Consider the following 26,213-nt stretch of genomic DNA (forward strand, 5'->3'; position numbering starts at 1 on the left):
CTTTCGATCGGGGTCGGTGCGCACACGCTCCCCCGGACCACTTGGGAACGACTTGGGGCCGGCTGCAACCGAGGCATTGCCTAGGCTTGACCACCGTGGAGACGTTGGTCGGTGAGGTGCTGTCGCGGGAGGCGTGGACGGCAGCAGCGACGGCCCACGCTGCCCGAATCGACCGCTACGCCGCCCCGCACCTCGCTCGACGCGACGCCCAGGTCAAGCACCCGGTCTTCGACTTCCTCTTCACCTACTACTCCTACCGGCCCGCGCAGCTGCGCCGCTGGCACCCCGGCCACGGCGTCCGGCTGGACGATGCGTCGGAGTACGCCGGACTCAAGGGCTATGCCGACGGCGCGGTCACCGACGAGTTCGTCACTTCCCAGCGCCCCCTCATTGAGGCCCTCCACCGACTGCTCAAGGCCACCGCAGGTAGGGCCGGCAACTTCGGCTGCTTCGGACTGCACGAGTGGGCGATGGTCTACCGCCTCCACGAGGACGAGACCCGCCACCCGGACTGGCCTCTTCGCCTCGGGCCCTCGGGGACCGACGAGGTCGTCGAGCAGCACCGCATCGCCTGCTCCCACTTCGACGCCTACCGCTTCTTCACCCCACCCGCGCTTCCGCTCAACACGCTCTCGCCCGGCAGGGAGGACCGGCCGGCGTACGAGCAACCGGCGTGCCTGCACGCCGGCATGGACCTCTACAAGCACGCCTTCCGACTCTCGCCGATGATCGGCTCCGACCTCGTCGCCGACTGCTTCGAGCTCGCCTGGGACATCCGGGTCATGGACATGCGCGCGGCGCCGTACGACCTCGCCGACCTCGGCTTCGAGCCGATCCGGATCGAGACGGCCGAGGGCAAGGCCGAGTACGTCGCCGCCCAGCGCGAGTTCGCCGATCGGGGTGCCCCACTGCGCCAGCGACTGATCGAGGAGTGTGAGCGTCTCACGGCTGCAGGCGTGGCCACCCTCGCTTGATCGATACGCCCGCTGTTGGCGAGTAGCGCGCCCCCAGACGGCAGCGCGAAATCGACATAGCGGTGGAATGCAGTCACCTGGTGACTGGGATCGCCCACTCAAGCGCGCCCGATCCCAACAGCCGACACGCGACAGTCAGCTCAGGCAGGAAACGCCGACATTTGCGCGAGGAGCTCACGGGTCGCGGCGACCGCCGGGACCACTCCCTTCGCCTCGTAGACAGCGAGGGCGCGCTCGAAGGTGCTGACGGCTTCATGCCGACCACCCGTTGCCAGCAGAGCGCGCCCGAGCACCGACAAGGAGTCCCCGAGAGCGAGGATGTCGTCGCCCACCTCGGCGACCTCGACCGCGTCGCGCGCCCGGGCCACGCCGACGACGGGATCGCCGACGAGGATCTCCAGCTCGGCCGACGCGACGCGTGCCGCGATCCTCGTCTCCGAGTCGACCTGGTGGGCCATGGCGAAATCAGTGCCTGCCCTGGCCTGCTCGACGTCGCCCAGTCGGAGGAAGCACACGGCCTGCTGAGCCGCCACGGCCGCCTCCGACGGCTCACCGAAATCGTGGAACAGCGCACGCGTGCGACCGAGGTGGGCAGCGGCGGCTTCAAAATCGCCTGCGAGCACGGCACACCCGCCGAGCTTCCAGTGCGCGTCGGAGACCCACACCTGCGCCCGGTGCGACTCGGCGAAGTTGAGCGCGTTGGTCAAGCGGGCACCGGCCAGCTCGAAGTCACCGAGCAGGCCGTCCACCATCCCCAGCTTCATCTCGAGCGCAGCGGCGTGGAGGGTTCCGGCCTGCGCCTCCGAGATCGCCGCGGAGCACATGTCCCTAAGCGCCAGCGCAGGGAGCGAGCCCCACAGAGCCACCTCGCACAAGCCCACCAGGCAGTACGGCAGCTCTGCTCCACCCGTCCGGCGGGCGTGCTCCACCGCTCGCCGCATCATGTCGACACCGATGTCGTGCTTGTCGGCGGAGTAGGCGACGTGTGCGGCTGTCGTCCACGCGCGTACGACGACCCGTCCGTCAGCGATCTCCTCGAGCCGCTCGGCCAGGTCGCGCATCAGGCTGACCGCGGATGTTGCCTCCCGGTCGCTGTAGAGCACGTCGGACCGGATCCGGGCCAGCTCGGCGCGCAGCTGCACGTCCTCCGCTGCACCGGACCCGGTAGCGGCGATCGCGCGTTCGAGCGTGTCACGCGCGGCCGCCTGCTGGGCCATGTCGTGGAGCACCTCGGAAAGGTCCATGAGCAGGCTGGCGCGGAGCGGATGGGCCTCGTCGAGCAGGGCGAGCGCCCGCGTGAGCAGCCGTTCGGCCGCGCCGTGGTCCGAGGACCCGGTGGCGCGCTCCCCTGCGTCCACGAGCCGCTGCGCCGCCCTCGATCCGAGCGGGCGAAGGGCATCCTTTCCAGCGCCGAGCTCGCGTCGCAGGAAGAACGATCGTTCGAGGTGCTCCCCCACGATCTCGCTGAACTGCCCGCCCAGTTCGCCGCCGACCATCGCGCCCACGATGTCGGCATAGGTCCCGTGCAGGTCTGCCCGTCGGCGCTTCGGCGTCGCCGCGTAGACCGCGTCGCGCACCAGGATGTGGTGGAAACGGAGTCCATCGGGCTGCTGGTCCTCCAGATCAATCAGCTGCTTGGCCCACAGTGCATCGAGCGTCGCGTCGAGGTCCGGCACCTCCCCTGCGTTGAGGGCACCTAGTTCCGCCCTGGAGAACTCTTTGCCGACGACCGCAGCCAACTCAGCAGCCCGCCGTTCATCGGGCGGCAGCAGGTCGAGACGCGCGGCCAGGATGGCGTCGACCGTGGGCGGGATCCTCAGGTCCCCGATGTCCGTCTCGAGGCGCCACGCGCCATCACGTCGCACCAGCAGCCCATCGTCGATGAGCATCGCGAGGGCTTCCTCGACGACCAGCGGATTGCCCTCGGCCACGGCGACGACGCTCGGCGTGACGTCCCGCGCAGCGTCGCCCGCGCCGAGCAGCTCGCTGATGAGGAGCCGCGAGTGGTCGCTGTCGAGCAGCGGCACGTCCACCACCGCCGCGTCCGCGATTGTCGCCGACCACGTGGGGTGCGTCTCGAGGACGTCGGGTCGAGACGTGCACAGCAGCAGTACGGCGGCAGTCGTGCCGCGGGCAACGGCTTCGAGCAGGTCGAGCAGCGACTCGCTCGCCCAGTGCAGGTCCTCGATCACCACGACCACCGGTTGGTCGCGAGCGCTCGCCACGAGCAGTGCGGCGAGGTCCAGCGCAGCATCCTCGACCGCTCCGGCCAACGGCCCGAGACCGGCAGCTCCCGCGATGCGCGCCGCCCGGATCAGGGTCGCGTCGTCAGGCTCGTCCTCCAGCGCTCGGGCAACCGCGTGCTGCACCGCTGCTCCGGTCGTGTCCAGGCCCAGCCCCACGAGCTGGGTGACCACCTCGGCAACCGGGAGCATGGCGATCTCGCCGTAGGGCAGGCACCGACCGGAAACGACCTTCGCCTCGACCGCGAGCGCCGCGGTGACGTCGCGCACCAGGCGCGACTTGCCGCTGCCAGCGGCTCCCAGCACCGTGACCAGCTGACCGACCCCGTCACCGCGAGCGGTCGCGAAGGCGGCCAGGAGGGCGTCGTACTCCTGCTGACGGCCGATGAGCGGCGCCGAGAGCCGTCGGCCGAGCGCGCGCGTGTCCGAGACGCTCAGCACCCGATGGGCGCGGACGTCGTCGCGCTTGCCTTTCAGCCGGAGAGTGAGCGGCTCGCTCTCGACGTAGTCGCGCACGAGCCGGTGGGTCAGCTCACCGATCAGGATCCCGTCGGTGTCTGCAGCTGCCTCGAGGCGGGCCGCGACGTTGACCACGTCGCCGACGACGTCGCCGGTCATCACGCCGGTCAGGGCGTCGTCCGCGACGAGCACCTCGCCGGTGTTGATCCCGGTGCGGGCTCGAATCCGGAGGTCGAGGCCGGCCGGCAGACCCTCGTTGACCTCCGCGAGGGCGGCGCGCATGTCGACCGCCGCCCGCACGGCCCGCAACGCGTCGTCCTCGTGCGCGGTCGGCAGTCCGAAGACCGCGAGGACCGCGTCGCCGAGGAGGCGCTCGACGAGACCGCCGTGGTGCTCGATCACCGCCCGCATCCGGGCGAAGTAGTCCGCGAGCACCTCCCGCAGCGCCTCGGGATCCAGCCGTTCGCCCACGTCGGTCGACCCGACGAGATCGGTGAAGACGACCGTGACCGTCTTGCGCAGCGTGCGGCGCGGCGCCTGTCGCGCGAGCTCGAACCCGCACGCCATGCAGAAGCGTGCCTCGGGCGGGCTGTCGGAGCCACAGCGCATGCATGCGGCCATAACCGGACGATACGCGTCGACAACGCCGATGTGCGGTGCTCAGCTCCCAGATCCTGGGAGCTGAGCACCGCACTGTGCCGGCCGCGGTGACGTCAGGCCGACACGGGGATCCGCACCTCCGCCGGAGTGGGCGCTGCGGCGGGTGCGGGCAGGGGCTTCCGGAGGGCGACCGCAACGAAGACCACCCCGGACAAGAAGATGCTCGCCGCGATCTGGCCGGTGGTGACCTGGTCCCACTCCCCCAGCAGGATCACGAAGCCGGGCACGGTGCAGGTGGTGAACGCCTGGATGAGCGTCAGCCAGCCGGCGGCCGCGGTCAGCCGGGTCACGCCGAGGGCGAGCACCAGCCAGAAGACGGTCCACAAGACCGACCACTGGAACCAGAGCAGGCCGGACGGGGTGTCGTCGAACCGTACGACGTTGACGACGCCGAACCCGGCCGCGACGACGGCGACCCAGAGGGAGTACCACCCCAGACCGCTGGCGTCGTAGCCCTTGAGGTTGCCGATGCCGACGTAGAGGTAGGTGAATCCGAAGAGGAAGATCCCGGCGGCGCCGAGGATCTCGTCCGGCGTCGTCGCGTGGCTGATCAGCCAGAACGGGATCGCCGTCTGGAGACCGCCCACGAAGAGGTTGAAGACGCCGGCGCTCTTGGCGTCGACCTTGCCCAGGAAGAGCAGGCCGTTGACGAAGAGCACGGCACCGACGAAGAGCAGACCGACTGCAGACATGGGCTCACTCCTCAGAAGTAGGCGTTCGCGGGGAACGCGGTGCCGTGGACGACGTTGGCGCCGACCGCGGTCGCCTTGAGGAAGGTCGGGTTGTGCGTCGAGATCGTGCGCACGTTGCGCCAGTGCCGGTCGAGGTTGTGGATCGCCTGCGTGGCCGAGGTCCCGCCGACGTCGAACAGCTTCGCGGCCGTCGCGTAGGAGAACCGGTCCACAGCGACCTTCGCGTGCGCCGCAGCCAGCTGGGCCGCTTCGGCCGCTGCTTCGGTCGGCACTCCGTCGACGACCGAGTCGACGGCGGCCTGGAGCGCCTCGGCCGCCTTCAGGACGATCGCCTCCGCGGCGAACGCGTCCGCGGAGATCTCCCCGATCACCTGCAGCACCTGCGGGTCCTCCGCAGGGCTCTGGGGCGCATTGGCGTGGCTGTAGTTGCGGGCCCGCTTCTTGACGAGCTCGGCGGCGTCGTTGCGGACGCTGCGCAGGATCCCCGCCGTGACGGCCTGGAGGTAGAGCTGCAGGAACGCACCTTGGTAGCCGGGGACCGGCTCCCCGTCGGGCTCACCGAGGTCGAAGAACTCCTCGGCCTCCACGCGGACGTTGTCGAGCTGGGTGGTGCCCGTGCCGGTGAGCCGCTGACCGAAGCCGTCCCAGTCGTCGAGGATCGTCACCCCCTCGCGATCAACGGGGATCACCGCGCCGGCGATCCGGCCGTGCGGGGCCGCAGCCCAGATCTGCGTGTAGTTCGAGTAGATGCTCCCGGTCGAGTAGAACTTCGTGCCGTTGAGGCGGTAGCCGCCGTCGGACTCGGGGATGAACGCCGTGTCGAAGTACAGCCCGACCGGCTTCCTGCTCTGCTCGCTGAACCCGTTGCCGACCAGCTTGTTGTCGACGGCCAGCGCGAGCCGGGCGCGGAACGCCGGGTCGTCGATGCTCTGGAGGTGCTGCTCGACGAACCAGTAGTGCGTGCGGAGGATGTGAGCAGCGTTGGAGTCAGCCTCGGCCAGGTCGATCAGCGCCGCGAAGAACTCCGGGACGGTGAGTCCGGCCCCGCCGCTCTCCACCGGGATCCGCAGCCGACCGAGCCCGGCCTTCTTGATCCACTCGATCACCTCGTGAGGCGCGATCTGCTCGCGCTCACGTTCCTCGACACCGGCGTGGATCCGGTCGAGCAGCTCGATCCAGGCACGGGTGCCAGGACGTACGACGTCGGTCGCGATGTTGGTCTGCACAGTCATGGGGGGTCTCCTACTCACTCGTCCGACACCGGCGCGAGCTGGCCGGCGAGGTTGGGGTCGTCGTTGTCGGCCAGGTAGTCCTGGACGCGGGGGTCGAAGAAGATCTCCTCGAGCTTCTGGACCTGGGGGTCGTCGACGTACTCGGTGCCGACGACGAGCTGGCCGGCAAACGCCAGAGGGGCCGCCGGTTCGTAGATGCGGTACTCCTCAGGAGTGCCGGCGTCGACGAAGGACATGTTGTAGTCGATGACCGCGTCGACGGAATCCAGCGTGCGCGGGCCGGCGCCGTACTCCATGTAGGTGAACGTGTAGCCGCCGATGTTGTCGGCGATGTCGGCCTCGGTGGCCGCCCACGGGTCGACGCCGTCCTTGAAGGTGAGCTTGCCCGCCCGCTCCAGGATCCACAGCGCCTGCGCGGTGTTGGCAGGGTCGTTGAGCAGGGCGATCTCGGCGCCATCGGGCAGGTCGTCGATCGAGTCGTACTTGGTCGAGTAGATCGAGTAGGACCACTGGAAGACCGGGCCCAGCGCGGTGAGCTTCATCCCCGTGGACTCGATGACCTGCTTGAGCCGCTGGTTGTGCTGGTAGATGTTGGCGATGTAGTCGCCGTCGGCCGTCGCCTGGTCGAGCTGGTTGCCGTCCTCGATGCCGACCGGCTCGATCGTGATGCCGTGGTCGGGCGCGATCTCCTGGTCGAGGTATTCGAGGAAGGCTTGCTCGCTGGCGCTCGACGCCTGGTAGGCGATCTTGAAGTTGTTGCTGAAGTGGCTGCCCTCGACGGCCTTCTCGTCGGCGCCGCCGCCGTACTTGAGCCAGAGGCCGACGCCGACCGAGAGCACGATGACGACGACCCCGATCGGGATCAGCCAGCGTCCCGGACCACCGCCGAGGTCGATGCTCTCGCGGTCGTCCGGCGCGCGGTGGTGCCCGCCTGTCTGCTGGTCGGGTTGGTGCGTGGTGGACATGCAGGTCCCTTTCTCGGGGGGTCAGTGGGTGAGGGCGCGCACGAGTCGGTCGCCGCTGAACTGGATCGCCTGCACCATCGCGATCAGGACCACGATGCAGGCGATCATCACGTGGTCGTCGAACCGCCTGTAGCCGTTGTTGACGGCCAGGTAGCCGATGCCACCGGCGCCGATGGCGCCCGCGATGGCCGAGTACTCGATCATCGCGATGACGTTGAGGGTGAGCCCTGCGACGAGACCCGGAAGGGCCTCGCGCAGCTGGATGCCGCGCACGATCTGCCAGCGGTTCGACCCGCTCGCGAGGCCGACGTCGAGGACCTCGCGCGGGACCTCACGGACGGCGTTCTCCGTCAGCCGCGCGAAGAACGCGACGCCGGCGATCGACATCGGGATGAGCGCAGCCTTGAAGCCGATCGTGGTGCCGAAGACCAGCTTGGTCACCGGGATGACCGCAGCCATCAGCACGAGGAACGGGAGCGACCGGCCGAGGTTGGCGATCCAGCTGATCGACACGTTCACCGCACGGTGCGGCCTCAGGCCGAGGGGCGAGGTGTTGAAGATCAGCAGACCCAGCGGCCCGCCCAGGAGCACGACGATCGACATCACGAGCACGACCGTGCGGACCGTCTCGCCCAGGGCTGGCAGCAACAGGTCGTCGACGTCGGGCCAGGGCGTCGAGAGCAGACTGATCACGCGGCAGACTCCGCTCGCACGGCCCGCAAGGACGTGACCGGCTCCGCGGCGAGGCCGAGGTCGGCGAGGACGTCGACCACCCGCCGCTCGTCCAATCGGGGGTCGAGCCCGACGGTGAGCCTGCCGACCGAGGTGTCACCCGACTCCTCGACCAGCGCAGCGAGGACCGCGATGTCGCCGAGGTCGCGACCGGCGTGACTGAGCCACACGGGCGACACGGCGCCGCGGTAGCGCAAGGTCCACAACCGCCGGCCGTCCGCGGCAGGCACGGTCGGCATCGGCAGGAGCGCCCGCGAGAGCGGCGAGTCGGACCGTCGTACGACGTCGGCGACCGCGCCCTGCTCCACGATCCGTCCGTGGTCGAGCTGCGCGACGTGGTCCGCGATGCTGCGCACCACGTCCATCTCGTGGGTGATCACCAAGATCGTGACGCCGAGGTCGTCGCGGAGCTCGGTCAGGAGGTCGAGGATTGCCCGGGTGGCGTCCGGATCGAGGCCGGAGGTGGCCTCGTCCGAGAGCAGCACGGACGGCTGCAGCGCCAGGCCGCGCGCGATCCCCACGCGCTGCCGCTGCCCTCCGGACAGCTGCGACGGGTAGTGGTTGGCCCGCTGGAGCATCCCCACCCGCTCCAGCAGGTCGCCGACCCGGCGCCGGATCTCGGCCTCGGGGACTCCCTGGTGCCGCATCGGCAACGCGATGTTCTGCGCGGCGGTCAGCCGGCGCAGCAGGTTGGCGGACTGGAAGACGGTGCCGATCTCGCGGCGGGCCAGCCGCAGCTGCTTGCCCGAGAGTGCCGCGAGGTCCTGGCCACTGACGGTGATGCTGCCGCTCGTCGGCCGCTCGAGCAGGTTGATGCAGCGCGCAAGCGTGCTCTTCCCCGCTCCGCTCGGACCGACGACGGCCGCGATCTGCCCGTCAGCGACGGTCAGGTCGATACCGTCGAGCACGCGGGTGTCGCCGTAGGCCTTGGTCAGGCCGGAGATCTCGATCATCGTGTCCCTCGGTTGTGCTCGGTGGTTGAGGTGCGAAACGAAACAAACCTCAAAACCTCTTAACTCGACTGACGTTATAGACATTCAACCCCGAGAACAGAGAGCCACGTCACATCCGACGATCGGTTCGGCCGATGCCCGGATAGGCCCCGACTTCCGACCCTGGTCGGATCCGGCCGGTCTCGTGGCGCTCTACGCTCGCTCCCATGACTCACGTCCACGACGCGGTGATCGTCGGAGCCGGCTTCGGCGGCATGGGGGCAGCGATCCAGCTGCGCAGGATGGGCTACGACGACCTCGTGATCCTCGAGCGCGAGGACGACCTGGGCGGCACCTGGCACGTCAACCGCTACCCCGGTCTCGCCGTCGACATCCCCTCGTCGACGTACTCCTACTCCTTCGAGCCCAACCCGCACTGGTCGCGACTCTTCGCGCCCGGGCCGGAGTTGAAGGCCTACGCGGGCCACGTCGCCGACAAGTACGACCTCCGGCGGCACATGCGTTTCGACACCCCTGTGGCCGGAGCGCACTGGGACGAGGACGCCTCCCACTGGGTCGTGACGCTCGAGGACGGCGCCGAGATCGCCGGCCGCTTCCTACTCACCGCGACCGGTTTCCTCTCCCAGCCGAAGATGCCCGACATCGCCGGCGTCGACAGCTTCGAGGGCGAGGTCATCCACACCACCGCGTGGCGCGACGAGGTCGAGCTCGAGGGCAAGCGGATCGGCATCATCGGCACGGGCGCGACCGCCGTCCAGCTCATCCCGAAGCTCGGCAAGCTCGCCCGCCACCTCACCGTCTACCAGCGCACGCCGATCTACGTGAGCCCCAAGGTCGACGGCAAGGTGCCCGCGCCGGTGCGCGCGGTGTTCGCGAAGGCGCCGATCTCACAGAAGGCGACACGCCTCGTGGGGTCGTCGATCCTCGAGGTGATGATGGTCGCGGGCGTCCTGCACTACCGCAACGCGCCGTGGGCCAACGCGATCGGCAAGCGGGCCTGCCAGCAGCACCTCAAGCGCCAGGTCAAGGACCCGGAGCTGCGCAGGAAGCTCACGCCCGACTACGACTTCGGATGCAAGCGGCCGACGTTCTCCAACACCTATTACCCGACGCTGACCCAGTCGCACGTCGACCTCGAGACGACCTCGATCGACCACGTCGACGCGACCGGCATCGTGACCACCGACGGCCGACGCGCCGACCTCGATGTGCTGGTCCTCGCCACCGGCTTCAACCTCTGGGACGCCAACTTCCCGGCCATCAAGATCGTGGGGCGCGAGGGCCGCGACCTCGGCCAGTGGTGGCGTGACAACCGGTTCTGCGCCTACGAGGGCATCTCCGTGCCGAGGTTCCCCAACTTCATCTCGCTCAACAGCCCCTACTCCTACTCGGGCCTGTCCTACTTCACGACCATCGAGACCCAGATGGCCCACATGGAGCGGCTCCTGGGGGCGATGGAGGAGAAGGGCGCCGACGTCTTCGAGGTCAAGGACGAGGCCAACGACGCCTTCCTGGACCGGATGACCGAGCTGCTCGGCAACTCGGTCTTCAACGCCGGCAGCTGCGCCACCGCGCGCAGCTACTACTTCAACCAGCACGGCGAAGCGGTGCTGCTGCGCCCGACGTCGACGATCAGCGCCCACCGTGAGGCGGTGCGCTTTCCCATCGACGACTACGACTACCGCCGCGCGCGGGTCACCGCTTAGGCACCTTCGACATTGGGGTCGCGCCAGCCCCGCTCGAAGGGCAGCCGCCAGGCATAGGGCGCAACGAGTTGGTGGATCTGGTTGGGGCCCCAGCTCCCCTGCCGATAGGGCCGTACGACGGGCGGGTTGGCCAGCAGCGGAGCCGAGACCTCCCACAACCGCTCGATGCCCTCGGCCGAGGTGAAGAGCGTCTGGTCGCCGCGGGCGGCGTCGTAGATGAGCCGCTCGTAGGCCTCGAGCACTGATCCCGCCCAGGTGGTGTCCTGCATGGCGAACTGCATCGAGAGCTTGTCGAGCCGCATGCCGGGGCCGGGCCGCTTGCCGTAGAAGGACAGCGACATCCGTGCCTTGTCGGCGAGGTCGAACGTCAGGTGGTCGGGGCCGTGGTCACCGACTCCGGAGTGCTCGGGGAACATCGACCGCGGCGGCTCCTTGAAGGCGATCGAGATGATCCGCGCACCTTCGGCCAGCCGCTTGCCGGTGCGGAGGTAGAACGGCACCCCGGCCCAGCGCCAGTTGTCGATGAAGCACTTGAGCGCGATGAACGTCTCGGTCTCCGACTGCTGGGCGACTCCCGGGATGGCGCGGTAGCCGTCGTACTGACCGCGGACCACGTCGGCCGGGTCGATCGGCAGCATCGACCGGAAGACCTTGTCCTTCTCCTCGCGGATCGCGTCGGGCGAGAGCGAGGTCGGGGGTTCGAGCGCGATGAACGCCAAGACCTGGAAGAGGTGGGTGACCACCATGTCCCTGTAGGCACCGGTCGACTCGTAGAAGTCGGCGCGCTGCTCGAGACCGAGCTCCTCGGGTACGTCGATCTGGACGTGGTCGACGTGATTGCGGTGCCAGATCGGCTCGAAGAGGCCGTTGCCGAACCGGAAGGCGAGGATGTTCTGCGCCGCCTCCTTCCCGAGGAAGTGGTCGATCCGGTAGATCTGCGACTCGTCGAAGACCTTGTGCAGCTCGCCGTTGAGCACCTTCGCGCTCGCCAGGTCGACACCGAACGGCTTCTCCATGATGATCCGGCTGCCCCGGGCGAGGTCTGCCTCCTCCAGGGTCTTCACGACCGACAGCGCCGCCTTCGGCGGCACGCTGAGGTAGTGGAGGCGCACGTTGTCGCCGTCCCAGTCGGCCTCGGCCTTCTCGACGGCGGCGCGCAGGCCGGCCGCCCCTTCAGCCCCGGGCGCCCAGTGCAGCCGCTGGGAGAACTCCGGCCAGGCCGCGAGGTCGCCGTCGTCACCGGAGAATTCCTTGACCGCCTCGTGTGCGAACGCCACGAACGACTCGGTGGTGTGCTCTTCGAGCGAGGTGCCGATGACCTGGATGTCCTTGAGCAGCCCGCTCTCGAAGAGGTGCAGCATCCCGGGCAGGAGCTTGCGCCGTGACAGGTCGCCCGTGGCCCCGAAGAGCACGACGGTGACCGGCTTGTTCGCCATGTCGTCCACGTGCCTAACGTACGAGCCGCGCGGTGAGCCCGTCGAGGACGATGTCCAGCCCCAGAGCGAAGTCGCGGTCGTCGTCGGAGACGTGGGCGAAGACGAAGTGCAGGAGGGTGCTCGCGCCGACCCGGGCGAGCTCGTCGTCGGCGCCGGCCCGCTGCAGCGCGCCGGCCATCCGCCGCAGCGGCTCCTGCGCGCCCACTCCTCTGGTGTGGACCGCGGCGATGAGCTCGGCCGCGTCACGGTGCGATCGCATCGCGTCGCGCAGCTCGACGCTCACGAGGCGCAGCTCCGACTCCCAGGTGACGATCTCGGCCGGGCGCCGCCCGCGACGCAGCAGCTCGTCGGCGACGGCCGCCATCAGCTCGTCCTTGCCGCTGAAGTGGTGGTAGAGCGCGCTCGGCTGGACTCCGAGGTCGGCGGCCAGGCGGCGCATCGACCACTCGTCGAGGCCCTGCTCGTCGAGCACGACGATCGCGCGGTCGATCACGTCGGTGCGCCGGTGGCGCACGGTGGGCGCCGCCTGAGGTGACGCCTGCTGTGACGCGGTCGACTTTGACGCTCCCATGCCGCTCAGCCTAACCTGAACACTGTTCACCTAGACGTGTCATCGCTGAGGAGACCCATGAGCACCGCGTACGACGACCTGGCGACCCGCATCCTCGACGGCGGCGCCGCGACGCCGGAGGACGCCCTCGCCGTGCTCCAGTCCCCCGACAACGACCTCATGGCGGTCGTCGCCGCGGCCGGCCGGCTGCGTCGCGAGCACTTCGGCAACACCGTCAAGGTCAACTACCTGGTCAACCTCAAGTCGGGCCTGTGCCCCGAGAACTGCAACTACTGCAGCCAGGCCCTCGGCTCCCAGGCCCCGATCCTCAAGTACTCCTGGCTCTCCAAGGAGGACACGCTCGCGCAGGCCGGCGCCGGCCTCCGCGGCGGCGCGACCCGCGTCTGCATGGTGTCCTCGGGCCGCGGTCCGTCCGACCGCGACATCGACAAGGTCGTGGAGATGACCGAGGCGCTCAAGGACGAGTACGACGGCGTGGAGGTCTGCGCCTGCCTCGGCCTCCTCAAGGACGGTCAGGCCGAGCGCCTGAAGGCCGCCGGTGTTGATGCCTACAACCACAACATCAACACCGCCGAGTCCAACCACGACAACATCGTCCAGACGCACACCTACGACGACCGCGTCGACACCATCGGCAAGGCGAAGTCCGCGGGCCTCTCCCCTTGCTCGGGTCTGATCGCGGGTCTCGGCGAGACCGACGAGCAGCTGGTCGAGGCGCTCTTCGCGCTCAAGGCGCTCGAGAGCGACTCGATCCCGGTCAACTTCCTCATGCCCTTCGACGGCACGCCCTACGAGAACACGTGGGAGCTCTCGCCGATCCGCTGCGTCAAGATCCTGGCGACCGCGCGCATCGTGTGCCCCGACAAGGAGATCCGCATCGCCGGCGGCCGCGAGATGCACCTGCGCTCGATGCAGGCCACCGCGCTCCACGTCGCCAACTCCATCTTCCTCGGCGACTACCTGACCTCCGAGGGCCAGGACGCTCTCACCGACCTGGAGATGCTCCGCGACAACGGCTTCGTCATCCTCGGCATGGAGCAGGCGGCGTTCGAGGAGATCATCGCCGCCCACCAGGACGCCAAGGCGCACCGCGTCGGCGCGGTCACCCCGTGCGGCTCCGGCGGCGGTTGTGGCGACGGCTGCGGTGGCTGCGCGACCGACGCCACCGACCAGTCGACCGAGGCCGTCGAGGGATCCGAGCACAACCCCTCGATCCGCCGCCGCGGTGCCGGCACCGAGGTCCCGGCGAACGCGTGAGATGACCACGACGGTGCAAACGGGGCCGGAGGAGCTGCTCGCCTACGACCGCGAGCACCTCTGGCACCCCTACACCTCGATGACCGCGCCGACCCCGGTGCGGCTGGTCGACGACGCCCGGGGCGCGCAGCTCCGCGTCGACGGCGCGTGGGTCGTCGACGGGATGTCGTCGTGGTGGGCGGCGATCCACGGCTACCGCCACCCCGTCCTCGACCAGGCGGTCACCGACCAGGCGGGGCGCTTCAGCCACGTCATGTTCGGCGGCCTGACGCACGAGCCGGCCATCGAGCTCGGCCGGCGCCTCGTCGACATCACCCCCGACGGGCTGGAGCGTGTGTTCCTCGCCGACTCCGGCTCGGTCTCGGTCGAGGTCGCCATGAAGATGGTGCTGCAGTACCAGCGCGGCACCGGACATCCCGACCGGATCCGGATGCTCACGGTGCGCGGCGGCTACCACGGCGACACGTTCGACTGCATGTCGGTCACCGACCCGGTCGGCGGCATGCACGCGATGTGGGCGGGGCTGCTGCCGCAACAGGTCTTCGCGCCGCAACCGCCAGCCGCCGGGGCCGACGCCGCCACGGTGGCGGCGTGGGCGACCACGCTGCGCCACATCGCCGACCAGCACCACCACGAGCTCGCCGGGATCATCGTCGAGCCGCTCCTGCAGGGCGCGGGCGGCATGCACCCCTACCCGCCCGAGTGCCTCGCGGTCCTGCGGGAGATCGCCGACGAGCACGGACTGCTCCTCGTGTTCGACGAGATCGCGACCGGATTCGGCCGCACCGGCCACCTGTTCGTCTCCGAGATCGTCACTCCCGACATCCTCTGCCTCGGCAAGGCCCTGACCGGCGGCTACGTCTCCCTCGCCGCGGTCGTCACCACCGACGCCGTCGCCCGCGGCATCTCCGGCTCCGACTCCGGCGTGGTCATGCACGGGCCGACCTTCATGGGCAACCCGCTCGCCTGCGCGATCGCGTCGGCGAGCATCGACCTGCTGTTGGGCACCGACTGGAAGGCACGCGTGAGCCACATCGGCGACCGGCTCGCGACCGGACTCGCTCCGCTGCGCGAGGTCCCGGGCGTTGCCGACTCCCGCACGATCGGTGCGGTGGGCGTCGTCCAGCTCGACCACCCGGTCGACGTGGTCGCCGCGACCGACGCCGCCGTCGCGGCCGGCGTGTGGCTGCGTCCGTTCCGCGACCTGATCTACACGATGCCCCCCTTCGTCATCAGCGACGACGAGCTCGACCGGCTGATCGTCGGCATCACGGAAGCGGTGAAGGCCGGATGACCCACAGCTGGACCGACTGGCTCGCCGAGCAGGCCGCCGAGCGCGAGGACGCCGGGCTCACCCGACGGCTGCGCGCACGCAGCGCCGACGACGCCACGATCGACCTCGCCGGCAACGACTACCTCGGGCTCTCCCGTGATCCGGACGTACGACGAGCCGCCGCCGATGCCGCGCTGACCTGGGGTGGTGGCGCGGGCGCGTCACGGCTCGTGACGGGCACGCTCGAGGTGCACGCCGAGCTCGAGCGCGAGCTCGCCGACTACCTCGACCAGGAGTCGGCGTTGGTCTTCTCCTCGGGCTACGCCGCGAACCTCGCGATCGTCACGGCCCTGGCCGACCGCACGGCCCACGTGATCTCCGACGCCCACATCCACGCGTCGCTCGTCGACGCGGCCCGGCTGTCCAAGGCCCGGGTGACCGTGGTCCCCCACAGCGACATCGATGCAGTCCGCGAGGCGCTGGCATCGAGCGCCGGCGCCCGAACGCTCGTCCTGGCCGAGTCCGTCTACTCCGTCCTGGGCGACGCCGCTCCCCTGGTCGAGCTGGCCGAGGCCTGCGCCGAGACCGGAGCACTGCTCGTGGTCGACGAGGCCCACGGCATCGGCGTCCACGGCCCTGGACTGGTCGCGACCTACGGTCTGGCCGGCCACCCCAACGTCGTCGTCACCGCGACCCTGTCCAAGTCGCTGGGCAGCCAGGGCGGCGCGGTCCTCGGTCCGCGCATCCTGCGCGAGCACCTCGTCAACCGGGCTCGGCCGTTCATCTTCGACACGGCACTCGCCCCGGCCCCGACGGCCGCGGCGCTGGCGGCACTGCGGGTGCTGCGCGCCCGCCCGGAGCTCTCGGGCATGGTGCACGACCGGGTGTGCACGCTGGCCGACGCGCTCGGAGTCGTCCCGCCCGACGGCGCCGTGCTGTCGATCCCGATGCCGTCGCCGCAAGCAGCGGTCGCAGCCCAAGCGGCCGTGCTGGCCGAGGGCATCCGGGTCGGCTGCTTCCGGCCACCGTCGGTCCCCGACGGCATCTCGCGGCTGCGCGCGACGGCCAGCGCCGGCATCAACGCCGCGGACTGGGAGCGCGCGGTCGACGTACTCGTCACTGTGGTGAAGGACCACCAGTGACCCGACGGCTCATCGTGGTCACCGGCACCAACACCGACGTCGGCAAGACCGTCGCAACCGCGGCGCTCGCGGCCACCCACGACGACGTGCTCGTCGTGAAGCCGGTGCAGACCGGGATCCTCACCGACACCCGCGACACCGACACCGTCCGACGGCTCGCCGGCGTCGCGACCCAGGAGTGGACCTCACTCGACGAGCCGCTCGCTCCCGACACCGCTGCGCGCCGCCAGGGCGCGACCATCCCGCGCGTGCAGGAGTACGTCGACCGGCTGGTCCCGCTCACCTCCCAGCACGCGACGGTGATCGTCGAGGGCGCGGGCGGACTGCTGGTGCGGCTCGACGCCGAGGGTGGGACGTTGCTCGACCTCGCGGACCTGCTCGCCGGCGCACTTCCTGTCGACGTCCGCCTGGAGATCGTCCTCGTGTGCTCGGCGGGCCTCGGCACCCTCAACCACACCGAGCTCACCGTCGGCGCGCTGCGCGCCCGGGGACTGGACGCGCACGGCCTCGTGATCGGCGCGTGGCCCGCGGCTCCGGGGCTCGCCGAGACCTGCAACCTCGAGGACCTGCCGCGGGTGACAGGGGTGCCGTTGCTGGCGTCGCTCCCGGCCGGTGCCGGGGCGCTGGACCGCGCTGAGTTTCGCGCCGCTGCACCTAGGTGGTTCAGGAGCGCTTAGGCGTTTGAACGGGCAGTCGGCCCGCGGCTCTTCCCTCGGCCCGCGAGAGTTCCTAGCCTTTTACCAGTCCTCCCGGACAAAACCCTCAACGCTCTGCGTGGTGCTCATCTGGTGGGGGGTGAGCACCACGCCAGACGTGTTTTTACTCCGACTGCCCCTTCAAGAGGGCGATCGCGGCGTCACGGTCAGTGACGCGGAGCTTCTTCAGGGCCGAGGACACGTGGACGCGCACCGTGGAGCGCGACAAGAACAGCCGTCGGGCGACCTGGTCGGTCGTGAGGCCGGCGCCCAGCAGCTCCATGACCTGCCACTCGCGCGCGGTCAGCTTGGACGCCGCCGGCGAGGACTGGACATAGCGCGGCAGCGACGGCGACCGGAACTCCTCGGCCATCCGACGCACCAGCCGGCGTGGGATCGCCGCCTCGCCGTTGATCACGCCGCGGAGGGCATCGCCGAGGCGGGCGAGGTCGGTCTCCTTGAGCAGGTAGCCCGAGGCTCCGGCGCGCAGCGAGTCGAAGAGCACGTCGTCGTCGAGGTCCTCCGCCCACATCACCAGCGCTGCGTTGGGCAGCCGACGGGCGAGCTCGCGGGCCACCGAGATGCCGCGACCCGGCAGGTCGACGTCGATGAGCACGACGTCGGGGCGCTGGGCCACCGCGATCTCGACCGCGTCGTCGGCGGAGCCGGCCACGCCGCACACCACGCAGCCGTTGCCCTCGAGGGCGACGACGATGGCGGCGCGCGCAGCCTCATCGGCCTCAGCCACGAGCACGCGGACCTGCTCACTCACGCCGGACATCGAACCACGAAGGATCGCGGGATCACCACAAGGGTGGCCGCCTGTCGCGCCACGGCTTTGCGGCCTCGACCTGCGCCGCCAGCGACAGGAGGGTCTCCTCGTCGCCGGGCCGGGCCGCGAGCATGACGCCGACTGGAAGCCCGTCGGTCGTCCAGTGGAGCGGCAACGAGATCGCCGGCATGCCCGTGACGTTCCAGGCCGAGGTCCACGGCGTGAAGCGCTTCTGGGCCTCGAAGTCAGCGGCCGGGTCGGTGTCGTCGCGGATCGCGCCGACCGGCAGCGGCGGAGCAGCGAGGGTCGGGGTGAGCACCGCGTCGTAGGGTGCCAGGCCGATGAGGGCGTCGGCGGCGTAGCGTCGCAGGGCGCCGATCGCGAGTCCGAACTCGGGACCGCTGACTGCTTCGCCGCGCTCGCCGAGCCACCGGGTCAGCGGGCGCAACAGGGCACGCTTGTCCTCCGGCAGTGGCGTGACCGACAAAGCTGTCAGCACTGCCCAGCAGATCTCGAAGGTGTCGACGGCCTCGGGCGGCAGCGGCACCGACACGTCCTCGATGAAATGGCCGAGGTCGGCCAGGAGCCGGGACGCGTCGTCGTAGGCCTGCCGGCACGCCGGGTCAACCTCGACCTCGGCGATGACCGGCTGCACGAACCGCGCGATCCGCAGGCGCCCGGGCTCGCGCCGGGTCGCGTCCAGGAACGTGCCCGTGGGCTCCGGAGCCCAGGCCGGGTCGCTCGCACGACGCCCGGCCTGCACATCGAGCAGGGCCGCTGCGTCGGCGACCGTGCGCGCGAGCGAGCCGCTCGTCGCGAGGCCGACCGGGTCGCCGTACATCGGGAAGCCGCTGATCCGACCTCGGGTGGGCTTGAGCCCGACCAGGCCGCAGCACGAGGCCGGGATCCGGATCGAGCCGCCTCCGTCGGAGCCTTGCGCAACCGACACCAGGCCCGCGGCGACCGCAGCGGCCGCGCCGCCCGACGACCCGCCCGCCATCCGGGTGGTGTCCCACGGCGTCACGGCCGGTGGCCGGCCCTCGGGCTCGGTGTAGCAGGGTGACCCGAACTCCGGGGTGCTGGTCTTGCCGAGACTGACCATCCCCGCCGCCTCCATGGCGAGCGTGACCGCGTCGGAGACCTCGGGGACGTAGCCGGCGAACACCGGCGACCCGAACTCGGTCGGCACCCCGGCGGTCAGGTTGAGGTCCTTGATCGCCGTCGGCACTCCAGCGAGCGGCGACGCGCCCTCACCGACCGGCCCAACCGCGGCCACCTCGCGTGCCCGCACGCGGGCGAGGTCGGGGTCGAGGAAGGCGAACGCGCCGGCCACGAAATCCCCAGATTCACGGCCGGCGCGTTCAATTCTGTTCAGGTAGTGCTCGGTCAGCTCGACGGCGTCGATCTCTCCGGAGCGCAGCAGCTCCCCTTGCTCGAGTGCGCTGAGCTCGTGCAGTTCGGCCACCCCAGCAACCTATCCGCTCAGGCAGCGGCGGTCTCCACGTCGTACGACGCCAGGTCGGCCACGGCTGCGACGAACTTCGCCACCGTGTCGGCCTCGGCGGCCGGGTCGCTGCCCCACGCGTAGGCGTGGGAGAGGGCGATCTCCTCGACCACGGTGGCACCGGCCACGCGGGCGGACTTGCGAGTGTCGTCGTGGGCCCACTGGCCGCCGTACTGACCGACGGCGGTGCCGACGACGGCGAGCGGCTTGTCCTTGATGGCGCCGACGCCGAAGGGGCGCGACGCCCAGTCGATGGCGTTGTTGAGCACGGCGGGCATGGTGCCGTTGTACTCGGGGGTGATCACGAGGACGCGGTCGGCGGCGCCGACCTGCTCGCGCAGCTTCACCACGGCCGCGGGGGCCGCGTCGCCGTCGATGTCCTCGTTGTAGAAGGGCAGCTCGCCGAGGTAGTCGGCGATCTCCACGGTCACACCGGCGGGAGCCTGGTCACGGATCGCCTCGGCGATCTTGCGGTTGTGCGAGTCGGCGCGGAGGGAGCCGACGAGAACGAGTACGCGGGTGTTGGTCATGTAGATCGAAACGGACTACAGTCCGCTTCTATTCCGACAACCGGTCAAGAAATTTCGGCGCCTCGCATCGATGCCCCGCCCTAGAGTGACCGGCGATGTCCAAGCCGCTCCCTCTCCTCACGTCGCCGCCGCCCGAGCGCCGCGACGCGGCCCGCAACCGCGAGGCCCTGATGGAGGCGGCCGTCTGCCTCGTCGAGCTGCACGGCGTCCGCGGCGTGACGATGGACGCGCTCGCGGCACGGGCGGGCGTCGGCAAGGGCACCGTCTTCCGGCGGTTCGGCAGCCGCGAGGGCCTGATGGGGGCGCTCCTCAACCACTCCGAGACCGAGTGGCAGGCCGCGGTGATGGGCGGCCCTCCCCCGCTCGGTCCCGGAGCGCCGCCGCTGGAGCGCCTCCTGGCGTTCGGCGAGTCGCGCATGGTCCTCAACATCAAGCATGCCGAGCTCATCGAAGCGGCCGGCAACCCCGGCGCGCGGAGCTTTGCGGCGCTGTCCTTCACCACGATGCACGTGCGCTACCTGCTCGGACAGCTCGGCGTCGAGGGCGACCTCGCCTACCTCGCGACCGCGCTGGTCGCCCCGCTGGAGATGATTGTGCTGCGCGAGCAGGTCGATCGCGAGCAGATCCCGATGGACCGCATCACCGCTGGTTGGACCGACCTGGTCCGCCGTGTTGCTGGTGGTTGAGGTGCGAGCGGAGCGAGCCTCGAAACCTCACTCGATGTGGTGGCGCACCAGCCCGTAGGTGAACCCGTCGACGAGCGCCTCCCAGGAGGCCTCGATGACGTTGGCCCCGACACCGACGGTGACCCACGACGACTCGCCGTCGCTGGTCTCGATGAGCACGCGGGTGATCGCGTCGGTGCCGTGCCCCTGGTCGAGGATCCGCACCTTGAAGTCGATCAGCTCGAACTTCGCGATCGTCGGGTAGGCCTGCACGATCGCCGAGCGGAGCGCCTGGTCGAGCGCGTTGACCGGACCGTTGCCCTCCCCGGTCACCACGTAGCGCACGCCGGCAGCGGTGAGCTTCACGGTCGCCTCGGAGACCGCCTCCTCGCCCGGCTGGGCGTGGGTGAGGGTCTCGGTGATGACCCGCCACGACTCGACGTCGAAGTAGGAGGGCCGCTTGCCCTCGACCTCTTCGATGAGGAGCAGCTCGAAGGACGCGTCTGCCGCCTCGAACGTGTAGCCGCGAGCCTCCTGCTCCTTGACCCGGGCCGTGACGGTGGTGACGACTTCGGGGTGCTCGGAGAGATCGAAGCCGAGCTCCTTGCCCTTGAGCTCGATCGAGGCGCGACCGGCCATGTCGGAGACGAGGAGCCTCATGTCGTTGCCGACGCCCGCGGGGTCCATGTGCTGGTAGAGGTCGGGGTCGACCTTGATCGCCGAGGCGTGCAGGCCGGCCTTGTGCGCGAACGCGGAGACGCCCACATACGGCTGGCGGGCCGACGGGGGCACGTTGGTGACCTCGGCGATCGCGTGCGCGATCCGGGTGGCCTCCTGGAGCAGGCCCGGCGGCAGCACCTGCTTGTCGAGCTTGAGCTCGAGGTTGGCGACCACGTTGACCAGATCGGCGTTGCCCGTGCGCTCGCCGTAGCCGTTGATGCAGCCCTGCACGTGGGTCGCGCCGGCGTCGACGGCCGCGAGCGTGTTGGCGACCGCGAGCCCGGTGTCGTTGTGGCAGTGGATGCCGACGCGCACGCCGGTCGACTCGACGACGTCGTGGACCACGTCGGCCACCCAGCCCGGCAGCATGCCGCCGTTGGTGTCGCACAGGGCGATCACGTCGGCTCCCGCCTCGTAGGCGGTCCGCAGCACCTCCAGCGCGTAGGAGCGGTCGAGCCGGTAGCCGTCGAAGAAGTGCTCGGCGTCGAGGAACACCTGCTGTCCCTCGGCCGCGAGGTGGCTGACGGTGTCGCGCACCATCGCGAGGTTCTCCTCGAGCGTGGTCCGCAGGGCCTTGGCGACGTGGCCGGTGTGCGACTTGGCGACCAGGGTGACGACACCGGCGCCGCTGTCGCGCAGCGCGGCGATCAGCGGGTCGTCGGCGGCCTGCATGCCCGCCCGACGCGTGGCACCGAACGCCGCGAGCCGCGCGTGCTTCAGGTCGAGCTCGGTCGCCGCGCGACGGAAGAACTCGGTGTCCTTGGGGTTGGCCCCCGGCCACCCGCCCTCGATGTAGCCGACGCCCAGGTCATCGAGCTGACGCGCGATGTTCAGCTTGTCCGCCACCGTCGGGTTGAGACCCTCCTGCTGCATGCCGTCGCGCAGGGTGGTGTCGTAGACGTGGAACGCGCCGTGCAGGTCGAGCGCGTCGCTGGGCTGGTTCATCGGTCTCATCTCTTCTGGCACAACAGGCAAAACAAAAGCCTCTCGAGGCAACGAGAGGCTGGCGCGTCAGGTGGGGTCTGCCCCCGCTCGACGCGCTATCTAATGATGATCACGTGCTGATGCACGGGTTCAGTCTGCCACACCGGCCGTCTCGACCCTCATGATCTGTCCATGCCCTCGCACTGGTCCTACCGCTCGCGCAACAGCGTCCTGAGCATCTGCTCGACGGAGTCGGTTCTCTCGATCGGCTCGACCGGCTCGGTCGGTTCGATCGGCTCTGCAGGGTCGTTCGCGTCGCTCGGCTCGCTCGGGTCGGCGATGTCGATCCTCTCGATCGGCTCCTACCAGTCGCGCTGGTCGGTGCTCTCGGGCCAGTCCGACGCCGCTTCCCGCGCGTGGCAGTCCCAGGGCGCGCTCCGCCCGGCGGTCGTGGTCGTCGCAGCGCTGGCGGGGTCGGCGGCGATCGCCGGGATCAGATGCCGAACGGCGGACCGCCGCCGGGCAGCCAGTTGACCCCGGTCGTGCTGACCGTCAGCCCGAGGACGCCGGCGACGAAGAGGAGCACCACACACGTCGGGACCCAGCGCCGCCAGGTGCCGGCGAGCGGGTAGACGACCGTCGACAGCGGTGACCGGAGCCGGGTCGCACCCGGGCCCGACCACAGGGCGATGCCGAGAGCGGTGCCGCCGGCGAAGAGCGTGGTCGCGCCGTCGAGGGCGGCCGCGTAGCAGAGCAGGGCGGCCGCGAGGGCCAGCCCGAGGCTCCACAGCACGAGGACCACCGTCCCGGTGATCGCCCGCACCGAGTGCCAGGGCGTGGAGAAGGCGACCTGCGGGCCGTCGTACCACCGCGTGCCGCGGAGGACCCGCCGGTCGGCCCCCGCGGTCGCGGCGAGCGAGCCGGTGCGCAGCAGCCAGACGCCGACGACGACCGCGACGAGCGTGACGTACGGCGCCAGGGCGGTCGCTCCTCCCAGCACCAGTCCCCCACAGCCGATGGCCACCGCCCGACGGAGGCGCTCGGCGAGCGAGACCTTCGGAGGCGCAGTCAGCGGCACGCCGAGATCCCACGGCTGCTGCTCCCAGGGCTGCTGGTCCCACTGCGCGACGAGCTGCGGAGGTGCGTAGCCTTGTGACGGCGGGAGGTCAGAGGTGAAGACGCGGGTGGCGGCAGCGGGGGGCGGCAGCGTCGGCGCGGCCGGCCCCGGGAGCGCCACATCGTTGGCGAGGGCCACGGGCAGCGTGAAGTCGTCGTCGACCCGGGTGTTGACCGGCGGCGGTGCCGACGGCGCGGACGGCTGGGTGGTCAGCGGCCGCAACCAGGCGAGCAGCTCGCCCAGGGACGGCCTGGCCAGGGCATCGGGGTCGAGCGCGGCGTCGAGCACCGCCGCGAGCGGCCCCTCGATGCCCTCGAGGTCGTGCTCGCCCCGGCGAGCGCGGTCCATGATCGCCATCGACGGTCCGCGGCCGAAGGGCGGGCGCCCGGTGGCGGCGTAGGCGACGGTCGCCGCCCAGGCGTAGATGTCGGCAGCCGCCGTGGGGTCGTCGCCGTAGAGGATCTCGGGCGCGAGGTAACCGGGCGTGCCGAGCAGCCATCCGGTCTGGGTGAGCCGCGGGTCGTCGGTGACGCGAGCGAGCCCGAAGTCGATGAGGATCGGGGTGCGCCCCTCCATCAGCACGTTGGACGGCTTGATGTCGCGGTGCAGCACACCGGCGTGATGGACAGCGGCGATGCCCTCGGCGAGACACCCGGCCAGCCAGAGCAGGTCGCGCCCGTCGACCGGACCCTCGTGGACGACGTAGTCGTGGAGCGAGAGGCCGGGGACGTAGCGCGTGACGACGTAAGGCACGTCGGCCCACGGGTCGGCGTCGAGGAACTCGGCGATCCAGGGGCTCCGCACCAGGGTGAGCGTGTCGACCTCGCGGGCCAGCCGCTGCCGCGCCTCCTCGTCACCGACGACGTGGGGGCGCAGCACCTTCAGCGCAACACGACGGCCGTCATCGGCCCGAGCCAGGTGGACGATGCCCATGCCACCCTCGCCGAGGCGCGTCATCAGCGTGTAGTCGCCCACGCGCGTGGGCGACTCACCGGCCGGTTGCGTCGTCACGCCCTGAGGCTACCCAGCGGCGAGGCCTCTGAAGCTCAGGCACGTCGTGATGCGGATCGCTGTCCCCGTCCGGGGTACCTTCGAAGAAGATGCACGACCACTCGGGAGGTACGGCACCGATGACGATCACTCGTCTCCACACCGATGCGACGCGATACCGCGCTTTCGCTCGCGCGCAGGCCCGGCGCGCCCGCAGGCTGCCTCGTGACGTCGTGACCCAGCGCGTCGAGGAGGCATTCCGCGACCTGTGCCGCGCGCTCCAGCCGACCCTGAGCCTCGAGGTCGGCGCGCACGAGGCCGGCTTCAGCCGTTGGCTCAAGCAAGAGGTGACCGACGCTCGGTGCGTGGCCTTCGAGGCCAACCCCTACGTGCACGAGAAGTACGACTCCGCGCTCGCCGGGACGGGGGTCGAATACCACCAACTGGCCGTGTCCGATGTCGACGGCACGGTCGAGCTCGGGATCCCGCGCCAGCTCCACAACACCCGTCGTGGCCGACGCTTCCGCAAGCTGCGCACCAGCCGGATGGCGAGCCTCTCCACGCACCGCTACGCGACCTTGACCGAGACCGTGCCGGTCCGATCTGTGCAGCTCGACGACTTCGTGCGTGTGACCGACGACGACGTGGTCGTGGCGTGGATCGACGTCGAGGGCGCCTCCAGATCGGTACTGGTGTCCGGCACCGAGGTGCTCTCGCGCGCGTCGGTGGTCTACATCGAGGTGGAGAACGAGCAGGTCTGGGACGGCCAGTGGCTCGACATCGACGTCGCGCGCTTCCTCGGCGAGTGCGGCCTGGTCCCGGTGCTGCGCGACGTCCAGCGCAGGCACCAGTACAACGTCGTCTTCGCCGCGGCCGACCTCGCCGACCACCCGATGATCACGCGCCTCCGTGACGAGGTCTACCGCTAGTCCTCGAGGGGCGTCTCGCAGTCCGACAGCACATCGGTCGGATCCGACCGGTACTTGTCCTTGCCCTCGGCGCATTCGACCTCGTCGTCGGTGTAGTTGGTCGAGGTGATGACGTCGTTGCCCTCGCCGCCCGACACCAGGGTGCGCCGGATGCTCAAGGTGATGGTGTCGTTGCCCTCCTCGCCGTAGATCTCCTCGCGGATCGAGGGCGAGAACTCCGCCTGCGGTTCCGCCCGCACCACGTCGTTGCCCGATCCGGCCCAGATCAGGTCGGCACCCTCGCCGCCCTCGATCACGTCCACTCCCGCCCCACCGAGGATCGCATCGCCGCCGAGGGCGCCGATGAGGACATCTTTCCCGTCGCCTCCGTTGACGATGTCCGCGGCGCTAGAGGTGAAGTTCGGGTCCGCGTAGACCTCGTCGTTGCCCCCGCCACCGTGCAGTCGGTCGGTCCACCCGGACCCGTACACGATGTCGTTGCCGGAACCGCCGTCGCCGAAGGCCGGTTCGTCGCTGTCGCCCGCGGAACTGAGGTCGACCAGGTCGTTGCCGGCCCCGCCCTGCAAGCTGACCGGCCCCGCGTTGTTGGAGGTGACGCCGAGGTAGTCGTTGCCCACTCCTCCGCGAAGCAGCCCGTAGCCGTCGTACAACAAGATGTCGTCCTTGCCGGCTCCACCGTCGGCGACGAGCCGGTCGCCGGCGCCGAAGAACGCGAGGATGTCGTCATCACCCTTGCCGGTGCTCACGTGAACCTCAGTGAACGATCCCGCGCATTCCATGACGTCGTCGCTGGGGAACGAACATCCGGGCGGTCCGCTCAGGACGTTGGTGATCCTGATCGAGGTGTTGTCCAGCGAGATCGACGTGACGTCGGCGCCCGTGGACCCCGCAACGGTCACCGTCGATCCGTCGATCGTGACCGTGAGGGTGCCAGCGGCTGACGCGGTGGGCAGTCCTGGGCCGTAGAGGGCGGCTGCGGTCAGCAGACTGGCTGCGATGATCCGGACGCGTGAACGCGAGTGACTGGGCACGGGAGCCTCCCGGGGTCGAGCCCCCGAGGGCGTTGGTTCTA

23 protein-coding genes are annotated in these 26,213 nt (G+C 70.2%); 9 read left to right on the forward strand and 14 right to left on the reverse strand.

The window, feature by feature from the left end; all coding sequences use genetic code 11:
* Positions 1-95 precede the first annotated feature (95 nt).
* On the forward strand, positions 96-974 hold the full coding sequence (locus tag F0U44_RS08675) for a 3-methyladenine DNA glycosylase (RefSeq protein ID WP_149727907.1): 879 nt from the start codon (positions 96-98) through the stop codon (positions 972-974).
* Positions 975-1,114: 140 nt separating this feature from the next.
* Here the strand turns inward: F0U44_RS08675 and F0U44_RS08680 are convergent, their stop codons facing one another.
* The 6 genes from F0U44_RS08680 to F0U44_RS08705 all read right to left on the reverse strand — a co-directional run bounded on the left by F0U44_RS08680 (position 1,115) and on the right by F0U44_RS08705 (position 8,910).
* A complete protein-coding gene (locus F0U44_RS08680; protein ID WP_149727908.1) occupies positions 1,115-4,297 on the reverse strand; it encodes an ATP-binding protein in 3,183 nt (1,060 codons plus the stop codon).
* Positions 4,298-4,389: 92 nt separating this feature from the next.
* Positions 4,390-5,028 carry an AmiS/UreI family transporter gene (locus tag F0U44_RS08685; RefSeq protein ID WP_149727909.1) on the reverse strand — a complete coding sequence of 213 codons (639 nt, stop codon included), beginning with the start codon at positions 5,026-5,028 and terminating at the stop codon, positions 4,390-4,392.
* An 11-nt stretch (positions 5,029-5,039) separates the two neighbouring features.
* On the reverse strand, positions 5,040-6,260 hold the full coding sequence (locus tag F0U44_RS08690) for an acyl-CoA dehydrogenase family protein (protein ID WP_149727910.1): 1,221 nt from the start codon (positions 6,258-6,260) through the stop codon (positions 5,040-5,042).
* A gap of 14 nt (positions 6,261-6,274) precedes the next feature.
* Complete coding sequence (locus F0U44_RS08695) at positions 6,275-7,225, reverse strand: MetQ/NlpA family ABC transporter substrate-binding protein (protein WP_149727911.1); 951 nt, start codon at positions 7,223-7,225, stop codon at positions 6,275-6,277.
* A gap of 21 nt (positions 7,226-7,246) precedes the next feature.
* On the reverse strand, positions 7,247-7,918 hold the full coding sequence (locus tag F0U44_RS08700; RefSeq protein ID WP_223163630.1) for a methionine ABC transporter permease: 672 nt from the start codon (positions 7,916-7,918) through the stop codon (positions 7,247-7,249).
* Complete coding sequence (locus F0U44_RS08705) at positions 7,915-8,910, reverse strand: methionine ABC transporter ATP-binding protein (protein WP_149727912.1); 996 nt, start codon at positions 8,908-8,910, stop codon at positions 7,915-7,917. Before F0U44_RS08705 ends, F0U44_RS08700 begins: the two co-directional genes overlap by 4 nt.
* A 206-nt stretch (positions 8,911-9,116) precedes the next feature.
* Between F0U44_RS08705 and F0U44_RS08710 the strand changes: the two genes are divergently transcribed.
* Positions 9,117-10,616 carry a flavin-containing monooxygenase gene (locus F0U44_RS08710; RefSeq protein ID WP_149727913.1) on the forward strand — a complete coding sequence of 500 codons (1,500 nt, stop codon included), beginning with the start codon at positions 9,117-9,119 and terminating at the stop codon, positions 10,614-10,616.
* On the opposite strand, the gene zwf is transcribed toward F0U44_RS08710, so the two are convergent.
* Both zwf and F0U44_RS08720 read right to left on the reverse strand, forming a co-directional pair.
* Positions 10,613-12,052, reverse strand: a complete 1,440-nt coding sequence (gene zwf, locus F0U44_RS08715; protein ID WP_149728978.1) for a glucose-6-phosphate dehydrogenase — start codon at positions 12,050-12,052, stop codon at positions 10,613-10,615. The genes F0U44_RS08710 and zwf overlap by 4 nt on opposite strands.
* Before the next feature lie 13 nt (positions 12,053-12,065).
* Entirely contained in the window at positions 12,066-12,623 is a 558-nt protein-coding gene (locus tag F0U44_RS08720; protein WP_246160392.1) for a TetR family transcriptional regulator, read from the reverse strand.
* A gap of 57 nt (positions 12,624-12,680) precedes the next feature.
* Between F0U44_RS08720 and bioB the strand changes: the two genes are divergently transcribed.
* From bioB to bioD, 4 genes are read left to right on the forward strand one after another with little or no spacing between them, the layout of a single operon-like run.
* Positions 12,681-13,880, forward strand: coding sequence for a biotin synthase BioB (gene bioB, locus F0U44_RS08725; RefSeq protein ID WP_149727914.1), 1,200 nt, complete (start codon positions 12,681-12,683; stop codon positions 13,878-13,880).
* Position 13,881: 1 nt separating this feature from the next.
* Complete coding sequence (locus F0U44_RS08730) at positions 13,882-15,174, forward strand: adenosylmethionine--8-amino-7-oxononanoate transaminase (protein ID WP_149727915.1); 1,293 nt, start codon at positions 13,882-13,884, stop codon at positions 15,172-15,174.
* Complete coding sequence (locus F0U44_RS08735; protein WP_149727916.1) at positions 15,171-16,295, forward strand: 8-amino-7-oxononanoate synthase; 1,125 nt, start codon at positions 15,171-15,173, stop codon at positions 16,293-16,295. Before F0U44_RS08730 ends, F0U44_RS08735 begins: the two co-directional genes overlap by 4 nt.
* Positions 16,292-16,972, forward strand: a complete 681-nt coding sequence (bioD, locus tag F0U44_RS08740) for a dethiobiotin synthase (protein ID WP_149727917.1) — start codon at positions 16,292-16,294, stop codon at positions 16,970-16,972. The genes F0U44_RS08735 and bioD overlap by 4 nt, the downstream gene beginning before the upstream one ends.
* Before the next feature lie 142 nt (positions 16,973-17,114).
* Here bioD and F0U44_RS08745 read toward each other — a convergent pair whose 3' ends face one another.
* The 3 genes from F0U44_RS08745 to F0U44_RS08755 are packed head-to-tail and all read right to left on the reverse strand — an operon-like array spanning position 17,115 to position 19,796.
* Complete coding sequence (locus F0U44_RS08745) at positions 17,115-17,762, reverse strand: LuxR C-terminal-related transcriptional regulator (RefSeq protein ID WP_149727918.1); 648 nt, start codon at positions 17,760-17,762, stop codon at positions 17,115-17,117.
* A gap of 31 nt (positions 17,763-17,793) precedes the next feature.
* The gene (locus F0U44_RS08750; RefSeq protein ID WP_149727919.1) at positions 17,794-19,227 is read right to left on the reverse strand and encodes an amidase; all 1,434 of its coding nucleotides are present in this window, start codon (positions 19,225-19,227) and stop codon (positions 17,794-17,796) included.
* Between the two features lie 17 nt (positions 19,228-19,244).
* Positions 19,245-19,796 carry an NADPH-dependent FMN reductase gene (locus F0U44_RS08755; protein ID WP_149727920.1) on the reverse strand — a complete coding sequence of 184 codons (552 nt, stop codon included), beginning with the start codon at positions 19,794-19,796 and terminating at the stop codon, positions 19,245-19,247.
* Positions 19,797-19,891: 95 nt separating this feature from the next.
* Here F0U44_RS08755 and F0U44_RS08760 point away from each other — a divergent pair, with 95 nt between their 5' ends.
* Complete coding sequence (locus tag F0U44_RS08760) at positions 19,892-20,482, forward strand: TetR/AcrR family transcriptional regulator (RefSeq protein ID WP_149727921.1); 591 nt, start codon at positions 19,892-19,894, stop codon at positions 20,480-20,482.
* 27 nt (positions 20,483-20,509) lie between these two features.
* Here F0U44_RS08760 and cimA read toward each other — a convergent pair whose 3' ends face one another.
* On the reverse strand, positions 20,510-22,126 hold the full coding sequence (gene cimA, locus F0U44_RS08765) for a citramalate synthase (protein WP_149727922.1): 1,617 nt from the start codon (positions 22,124-22,126) through the stop codon (positions 20,510-20,512).
* Positions 22,127-22,297: 171 nt separating this feature from the next.
* Between cimA and F0U44_RS08770 the strand changes: the two genes are divergently transcribed.
* Positions 22,298-22,639: a hypothetical protein gene (locus F0U44_RS08770; RefSeq protein ID WP_188113398.1), complete on the forward strand. Its 342-nt coding sequence runs from the start codon at positions 22,298-22,300 to the stop codon at positions 22,637-22,639.
* Here the strand turns inward: F0U44_RS08770 and F0U44_RS08775 are convergent.
* Positions 22,599-24,233 carry a serine/threonine-protein kinase gene (locus F0U44_RS08775; protein ID WP_149727923.1) on the reverse strand — a complete coding sequence of 545 codons (1,635 nt, stop codon included), beginning with the start codon at positions 24,231-24,233 and terminating at the stop codon, positions 22,599-22,601. The genes F0U44_RS08770 and F0U44_RS08775 overlap by 41 nt on opposite strands.
* A 119-nt stretch (positions 24,234-24,352) precedes the next feature.
* Here F0U44_RS08775 and F0U44_RS08780 point away from each other — a divergent pair, with 119 nt between their 5' ends.
* Positions 24,353-25,141 (forward strand): FkbM family methyltransferase, encoded by a 789-nt coding sequence (locus F0U44_RS08780; RefSeq protein ID WP_188113399.1) that lies wholly within the window; start codon positions 24,353-24,355, stop codon positions 25,139-25,141.
* On the opposite strand, the gene F0U44_RS08785 is transcribed toward F0U44_RS08780, so the two are convergent.
* Positions 25,138-26,172, reverse strand: a complete 1,035-nt coding sequence (locus tag F0U44_RS08785; RefSeq protein WP_149727925.1) for a calcium-binding protein — start codon at positions 26,170-26,172, stop codon at positions 25,138-25,140. The genes F0U44_RS08780 and F0U44_RS08785 overlap by 4 nt on opposite strands.
* Positions 26,173-26,213 lie beyond the last annotated feature (41 nt).

Source organism: Nocardioides humilatus (assembly GCF_008373755.1).
GTDB classification, from domain to species: domain Bacteria; phylum Actinomycetota; class Actinomycetes; order Propionibacteriales; family Nocardioidaceae; genus Nocardioides; species Nocardioides humilatus.